Raw genomic sequence first — 8,111 nt, 5'->3', positions numbered from 1 at the left:
CTATCTATACTGACTTCTCTGAAAGAAGAAAGCTGAGATTAGAAGTTAGCAGAGCGTGGTGTACGTGGGAACGGGATAACGTCACGAACGTTGCCCATACCTGTTACGTAAGACACTAGACGCTCAAAGCCAAGACCGAAGCCTGCGTGAGGCACTGTGCCGTATTTACGTAGGTCGCGGTACCAGCTCATGTGCTCAGGGTCGATACCCATACCAATCATGCGCTCGTCTAGAATGTCTAGACGCTCTTCACGTTGTGCACCACCGATGATTTCACCGATGCCTGGTGCAAGTACGTCCATTGCTGCAACTGTCTTGCCGTCGTCGTTTAAGCGCATGTAGAAAGCTTTGATGTCTTTCGGGTAGTTCTTAACGATAACAGGCGCTTTGAAGTGCTCTTCAGCTAGGTAACGCTCATGCTCAGAAGACATGTCGATGCCCCACTCAACGTCGAATTCAAATTTCTTACCAGAATCTAGTAGGATTTGGATTGCGTCAGTGTAGTCAACTTGTGCGAAATCAGCGTCTACGAATTGCTCTAGACGAGTGATTGCTTCTTTGTCGATGCGAGAAGCGAAGAACTCAAGGTCGTCGCGGCGCTCTTCAAGAACAGCAGCGAAAACGTACTTAAGCATGTCTTCAGCCAGTTTCGCTACATCGTCAAGGTCTGCAAATGCAACTTCAGGCTCAACCATCCAGAACTCAGCTAGGTGGCGGCTTGTGTTTGAGTTTTCAGCACGGAACGTAGGACCGAACGTGTAAACCTTGCTTAGTGCACAAGCGTAAGCTTCAGCATTAAGTTGGCCAGATACTGTTAGGAAAGTTTCTTTACCGAAGAAATCTTCATTGAAGTCAACTTTGCCTTCGTCAGTGCGAGGTAGGTTTTCCATGTCTAGCGTAGATACGCGGAACATTTCACCAGCGCCTTCTGCATCAGATGCAGTGATAAGCGGAGCTGAAGTCCAGAAGAAACCTTGCTCGTGGTAGAAACGGTGAATCGCTTGAGATAAACAGTTACGTACACGTGCTACTGCGCCGATCACGTTCGTACGTGGGCGTAGGTGAGCAACTTCACGAAGGTATTCGATAGAGTGACGTGTCTTAGCCATTGGGTAAGTGTCAGCGTCTTCAACCCAGCCTACAACTTTAACGTCAGTTGCTGCTAGTTCGAAGTCTTGACCTTTCGCCGGAGACTCAACAATCTTACCTGTTACTTCAACAGAGCAGCCAGTTGTTAGCTTTAATACTTCGTCTTCGTAATTATTAAGATTATTAGGAACCACGGCCTGAATCGGGTCGAAACAAGAGCCGTCATAAATGGCAAGGAAAGAGATTCCAGCTTTGGAATCACGACGTGAACGGATCCAGCCGCGAACAGTTACTTCACTGTCTACCGCTAGCTTGCCGCCAAGTACGTCTGTTACAGGCGCGTAAGTCATGTTGATTTCATTCTCCATTGAGGGACAAATTCAACTCAAAGTCTCTGGCATTGCTGCAAATAAACATACATTTGCACAATAATTAGCCGAAACATTAAGTTGTATAAACTTTTTAAATCGATTGAACATATTACCTGTCATACAGACAGCTTCAACCTTTATTCTTGCTTGGTGAAAGAAATATTGTGTGTACTGACAATAAATGTGTTTGAGGGTGTATTTTTTGTTCGATTTTTCCTTGTGATTGTTGATTGTAGAGAACTAGGGAAGTGGACTAGTGCGAATGGTTAAGGGTTTTCATTACTTGTTGAACTGCTGTAATTAGAGTAGTTCAAACGACGGGACTGAAGGGCATAAACAGTTTTGGTTTGTTCAGAAAGCGTCAATATATGAAACCTTTGTTTGCAAGATTGGTCGTGTGATTAAAGTAGCACTCACTCTATATTGTCAGCCATTCTGACCTGTGTAAGACAAACGCCACAAAAACAAAGCACAGGTGTTGATTTCATTCTACTAAACAATCACCCACTAAAGGAGTTTAATGTTCACGTGTTAATTACGCCGCCTTAACCCCTGCATTCTCTCTACACCCGCACTTTTCGAGCGCTCGCTCATTCAAGAAAAACAGTCGATCAAATTATGTCTCAACAAGGCAGGACTGGCTGTACAAGTAAAAGAGAATTACATGCTTAATTATTTAAAAAAACGCTGGTTATCAAACGTTAAAGGAGATTCATTATCTGGGATTGTGGTTGCACTCGCATTGATCCCTGAAGCCATCGCATTTTCAATTATTGCAGGCGTTGACCCTAAAGTAGGGCTCTATGCCTCGTTCTGTATTTGTGTCGTCACTGCTTTGGTTGGCAGTCGTCCGGGAATGATTTCCGGTGCAACAGGCGCTATGGCGCTATTAATGGTCACCTTGGTGAGAGAGCACGGACTAGAATATCTACTCGCTGCTTCATCTTTAGCTGGCGTCATTCAAATCGCAGCCGGGTATCTTAAGCTTGGTAACCTAATGAATTTCGTTTCCAAATCGGTGATTACTGGATTTGTTAACGCGCTCGCGATTCTCATTTTCATGGCCCAGCTTCCTGAGTTGATCAACGTTCCTTCAAGTGTTTACGTGTTAGTAGCTTTGGGTTTGGCGATCATCTACTTGCTTCCATATTTTCCCAAGTTTGGTCGTGCAATACCTTCTCCATTGGTCGCTATTGTTGCCCTGACAATCATTAGTTTGTTGTTCGGATTAGATGTGAGAACGATTGGCGATATGGGCAAGCTTCCCGATTCACTGCCGGTATTCTTGATTCCTAATATTCCATTCACGTTCGATACGCTTGCAACCATCCTGCCATACTCTATCGCTCTATCTCTGGTTGGCTTACTGGAATCTTTGATGACAGCGACCATAGTCGATGATCTGACCGATACTGAAAGCAATAAAAACAATGAGTGTAAAGGGCAGGGAGTAGCGAACATCGTTGCCTCACTATTTGGTGGTATGGCGGGGTGTGCGATGATCGGTCAGTCGATCATTAACATCAAATCAGGTGGCTTAACCCGATTATCCAGTATGATCGCTGGGGTTGTTTTGTTGCTAATGGTGGTGTTTGTTTCTGATTGGTTGAAGCTGATACCGATGGCGGCTTTAGTATCTGTGATGATCATGGTTTCAATCGGCACGTTTTCATGGCGTTCTGTTGTTGAACTTAAAGATCACACGCTCTCTACTAATGTGACGATGCTAGCGACCGTAGCGGTGGTGGTGTTTACGCACAATCTCGCGATAGGTGTTGCAGTTGGCGTGGTGTTGTCAGCTTTGTTTTATGCGCATGCCAGCAAGTCGATGGTCTTTATATCTGATGAAGTGGTGACTAACGAACTGCACACCACCCATCGAGTAAAAGGCCATGTCTTTTTTGCTTCTTCAGATGCGTTTGTCGATCTATTTGACTATGACAAGGCCACGTCTTTAGTGACGATCGATATATCGGATGCATCGTTCCTAGATAACACGTCGGTTGAGGCGCTTGATAAGGTCGTGTTTAAGTTCCGAAAAAAGGGTGCTTATGTAGAGGTCGCAGGAATGGATACCGTGAGTGCGAATCTGATATTCAAGCACGCGATGTACCACAAGCATAAAGATTTAACCGCGGTTTCCATTACGCACTAATCGTGGTTTAAGGTGCTCTTAAAATCTTAAAATCTTAAAATCTTAAAATCTTAAAATCTTAAAATCTTAAAATCTTAAAATCTTAAAGCCCGAACTAGACATTGTTATGAAGATAAAGCGCTCATCTTTGAGCGCTTTTTTGTTGATGTCGCTAGGGGAGTTCTAACGGCCTATGACTGACCTTTATCGTTGGTATTTGAGTTCGATAAGGTGAATTGGTTGATAAGAGATTCAAGGTGATCCGACAGCTCTTCTAAATCATTACTGATTCCACGAGTTTCAGCTGCAGACTGCGATGTGTTGTCGGCGTGAGAAGTGATGGTTTCAACTTTTTGTTGCACATCTTGGGTTGCTTGTGTGGTGGATTGCGTCTGTTGCTGAATATTTTGTGCATGAGCCAACACTTGTTTCATTTCTTCAACGACACCGTTCATCTCAACGGACAGTGCGTCGATATCTGTTGAGCTTTGATGTGCTTGTTCGCAAACGCGGTCAGCAGAATTCAGCGATTCTTCACTGCCTTGTTGGAACTGATGAATGATTGACTCAATACTGCCAGTTGCCTCTGCCGTTCGTGATGCAAGATTTCGAACTTCATCTGCCACTACCGCAAAGCCCCGACCTTGCTCTCCCGCACGAGCCGCTTCAATCGCCGCATTTAAGGCTAGAAGATTGGTTTGATCGGCAATGCCACGAATCACACTCAATATTGAAGAGACCTCTCCGGTTTGCTCATTGAGTGTCAGTATCTTGTGTTTCACTTCTTCTATGCTACTGACTAGGTTCTTTATCTCACTGCTTGCATCATGTGCTTGGTTCGCACTCTTACATGCCACATCGGCGGTGTGATTGATGAGTTCTGACGCGGTTAAAGTGGCTTGTTCTACATTAACTTGCTGCGCCTGTATCCCTTCGATATTGTTTTGTACTTCAGCGGTTTCGTTTTGTTGATCGCTGGCGGCTTGCTCGGTAATTTGTGCAACACTAGTCAGTTGGTTGGCAGACGCATTCAGTTTGTGCGAGGTGTCTTGTACCCTCTCTAAGCTGTCGGAAACCGTGCCCATGAACGAGTTGATGGAGTTAGCAAGCGTGCCAATTTCATCCTTGCTTTGCTCTGGCAGTCGAGTTGATAGGTTTTTATCACTGCTGACTTGAGTCATAAAGCGAGAGGTTTGTTGAAGCGGGCGAACGATTATCTTACGAATCAATCCCATAGTAAGAACGAATCCGGCAAAGGAGATCACTGCCATGATACCGATCGCTGTCATCGTTTGAGTATTGATCAGCGAGTTGACATGGTTAAGGTTATATTCAAGTCGAATTGCACCTAATACTTCCCCTTCTGGCGCCATATGACATGCCACACAATTGGTGCCGCGATAGTTCTCGCTCGACTTCATTGGCAGAGCAATAACCAAGCCTTTTCCCCAATCGGCAGAAAAGGGTTTGATAACGGTTTCACCCGCTAGCGCTCGTTTATCAATATCATCCACAGGTGTTTGGTTGCCATTGCCAGGCCCGTATAATTTACTTACCGCATCAGCACGCAATACACGAACATTTTCAATGCCTTCTTGCGCTAACGCTTTCTGACGAAGGGTCTCTTTTTGTGCCATGGTGCCAGTGAGCATCATCATATTGAGGCTATCGAAATAGTTGCTCGCTTTATCGTGAAGTTGCTCACTTAACACTGAGTTTACAAGTTGCTTTTGCTGCGAATATTGAAAGTAGGTCGATATTGCTAATAGAAAAGTGAACACGATGGCGAGGGCCACTAGGATTTTAAAGGTGATTGTTGAGCGCATAAGGTGTTTGTTTTTATTAAGTATAATGACATGCATACTTTACGTGTAAGCAGCTCTACCACCTATGGGGTATAACCGATTGTGTGACCACACTCCGGTTGTGGTTATGTTTCTGTGATGTAGCGGGTTTGTTTATCATTTGGCGAGAGGGTTAAGCGTATGGTGATTTTCAAGCCATCTTTATATGTGTTTTATTGTGACTCAAGTGAGTGGGTAGCAACAAGCTCCCCCTTGAAGCTAATAAGGCCGTACAGTGGTGATAGAACTTGTAGTGTGTATTGGTTTTACGTAATATTGCGTGTCATTTTTTTAGCCTGAGAAACACAATGAGAACTGAGTTATACAAAGAGTTTATGTTTGAAGCAGCCCACCATCTTCCACACGTGCCAGAAGGGCATAAGTGCGGTCGTTTGCATGGTCACTCTTTTCTTGTTCGTTTGTACGTAGAAGGCGAAGTTGACCCGCATACAGGTTGGGTAATCGACTTTTCTGAAATTAAAGCTGTATTCAAACCAATTTACGACCGTTTAGACCACTACTACCTAAACGACATTGAAGGTTTAGAAAACCCGACAAGTGAAGTATTGGCTAAATGGATCTGGAATGAACTTAAACCAAGCTTGCCACTTTTGAGCAAGGTTGAGATTAAAGAAACATGCACAGCGGGTTGTATCTACCGCGGTGAATAAGGTTTCGATGCTGTAGTTTGTGATGCTGAAGTCTTCGATGCTGTAGATTTCAAGGATACAGTTATCAAAGCTATAGTTATCAAGGCAACAGTCTTCAATACTATAGCTTTCAAGGTTATAGTCTTAAAAGCTATAATCGAACGAAAGGCGCTTACAAGAGCGCCTTTTTTGTAGCTGTCATATATGTTTGGGTGTTCTTTATACAAGCTTTGTTGTTAATGGAGTGGGGAGTTCATAGTTCCGATTTTTATCAAAAATGATTATTGTTTTACGCGGTTTGGTGGTCGATTTATATCCAAATGACTGTTTTGTTCAATTTAATAGCAGAAATTGTGGTTACAGCGTTGTGTTTCGAGGCTCATTCGATAAGATGAAAAGACCTCTAATGCTAGAGGTAGGGCAGCAACGGATACGCTGCTTCAAATACTATGGAATGTGACTCAATTATTGGACACATACATGAAATTCAAGATTACATCGCCGATTATTGAACCTACAGAAGGTTCACCACATCAGTTAACGCTCGCTCACGCTTCTCGTTTTACCTCCTTTAAGACAAGCTCCCCTTTGAACACCCTGTTCGACAACGTCTCTGCACGCTTCTTTACTGCTTATCGCTCCTATTGTTATTCGTTTTATAACTTTATTTCTATTTGAACCCCTTTGTCATCCGCTTGATGTACGAAGACTCACACCTATAAAAACTAAACAAATAAGTTAAAAACAATGAATATTAAAATGATGGGTAGCTCCCTAATTATCGCTGGTACCGCTCTCGGTGCTGGTATGCTTGCGATCCCAATGGTATTAGCTCATTTTGGATTGCTTTACGGCACACTGCTGATGGTTCTGATCTGTTTCGGCACCACTTACGCAGCATTATTACTTCTAGAAGCGACCATCAAAGCCGGTGGCGGTCTAGGGTTGAACTCTATTGCTCGAAAAACTCTGGGCAAACAAGGGCAGTTGATTACCAACGGCCTACTTTACGCGCTATTGATTTGCCTATTGATGGCTTACATTCTGGGCGCAGGTGATTTACTGAGTAAGTTACTGTCTAATTTTGGTGTAGACATTAGCGCAACGACGAGCCAAATCACGTTTACTTTACTTGCGGGTGCAGTTGTCGCGAGTGGCACCGGAGTGATTGATAAGCTCAACCGCGCATTGTTCTTCGTGATGCTTGCTAGCTTGTTTGCAACCATGGTGTTCTTAGCGCCGAGCATGACTCAAGAAAACTTAATGCAGGTAACCAGCCACGAGCACGTCGATCTAATTAAAACCAGTGCCATCCTGTTTACGAGCTTTGGCTTTATGGTTGTGATTCCAACCTTGGTTTCTTACAACCACGAAGCGACAGACAAACAGCTGCGTAACATGGTGATCGTCGGTTCTCTGATCCCATTAGTGTGTTACTTATGTTGGTTGTTTGCTGTGGTCGGTAACTTGAGCGAAGAGCAATTTAGAAGCTTCAAGAACGTATCAGATTTGATGGCGGCTTTTGAGGCTCAGTCTCCTTGGGTGGGTAACGTTCTGTCTACCTTCACCGGCTTGGCGTTGTTGACCTCTTTCTTTGGTGTAGCGATGTCTTTGTTCAACCAGAACAGAGACATGTTTAACCAAAACACAGCGGTCACTTACTGCATTAGTTTCATCTTGCCGCTGGCGGGTTCACTGCTTGCTGCAGATAAGTTCCTACAAGTGTTGAACTATGCAGGCATCATCTTAGTGTTCTTAGCCGTGTTTGTTCCTCTGGTGATGGTTCATAAGCAACGCTTTATGAAGGTGGCGGAAGGCCGATACAGTGCTGAAGGTGGTCGACCAATGATGCTTTTTTCATTGCTGTTTGGTTGCTTCTTGCTAATCTCACAAGTGATTTAATCTGGCTATTTAGCGAGCTGAGTAAATACCTCGCCAAATTTCAGATACAAAAAAGGAACGCCTCGGCGTTCCTTTTTATTATTTGTTTGTTAATTCAGATTGATTAACATACAACCTTAAC

6 protein-coding genes are annotated in these 8,111 nt (G+C 43.9%); 4 read left to right on the top strand and 2 right to left on the bottom strand.

Annotated features, from left to right (window positions below):
• Positions 1 to 38 precede the first annotated feature (38 nt).
• Positions 39 to 1,439: an asparagine--tRNA ligase gene (asnS, locus tag AB4653_RS03965; RefSeq protein WP_004734710.1), complete on the bottom strand. Its 1,401-nt coding sequence runs from the start codon at positions 1,437 to 1,439 to the stop codon at positions 39 to 41.
• 685 nt (positions 1,440 to 2,124) lie between these two features.
• Between asnS and AB4653_RS03960 the strand changes: the two genes are divergently transcribed.
• Entirely contained in the window at positions 2,125 to 3,615 is a 1,491-nt protein-coding gene (locus AB4653_RS03960) for a SulP family inorganic anion transporter (protein ID WP_102258598.1), read from the top strand.
• A 170-nt stretch (positions 3,616 to 3,785) separates the two neighbouring features.
• On the opposite strand, the gene AB4653_RS03955 is transcribed toward AB4653_RS03960, so the two are convergent.
• Positions 3,786 to 5,420, bottom strand: a complete 1,635-nt coding sequence (locus AB4653_RS03955; protein WP_102258630.1) for a methyl-accepting chemotaxis protein — start codon at positions 5,418 to 5,420, stop codon at positions 3,786 to 3,788.
• Between the two features lie 326 nt (positions 5,421 to 5,746).
• Here AB4653_RS03955 and queD point away from each other — a divergent pair, with 326 nt between their 5' ends.
• From queD to AB4653_RS03940, 3 genes are all read left to right on the top strand, one after another.
• Entirely contained in the window at positions 5,747 to 6,109 is a 363-nt protein-coding gene (queD, locus tag AB4653_RS03950; RefSeq protein ID WP_009847038.1) for a 6-carboxytetrahydropterin synthase QueD, read from the top strand.
• Between the two features lie 459 nt (positions 6,110 to 6,568).
• Positions 6,569 to 6,766, top strand: a complete 198-nt coding sequence (locus AB4653_RS03945) for a hypothetical protein (RefSeq protein ID WP_133151993.1) — start codon at positions 6,569 to 6,571, stop codon at positions 6,764 to 6,766.
• An 81-nt stretch (positions 6,767 to 6,847) separates the two neighbouring features.
• The gene (locus AB4653_RS03940; RefSeq protein WP_102258597.1) at positions 6,848 to 7,990 is read left to right on the top strand and encodes an amino acid permease; all 1,143 of its coding nucleotides are present in this window, start codon (positions 6,848 to 6,850) and stop codon (positions 7,988 to 7,990) included.
• The last annotated feature ends 121 nt before the right edge of the window (positions 7,991 to 8,111 follow it).

Origin of the sequence: Vibrio sp. 10N.222.48.A3, from assembly GCF_041475345.1 — a bacterium.
GTDB classification, from domain to species: Bacteria; Pseudomonadota; Gammaproteobacteria; order Enterobacterales; family Vibrionaceae; genus Vibrio; species Vibrio tasmaniensis_A.
This window is presented reverse-complemented; position numbering and strand designations above follow the sequence as displayed.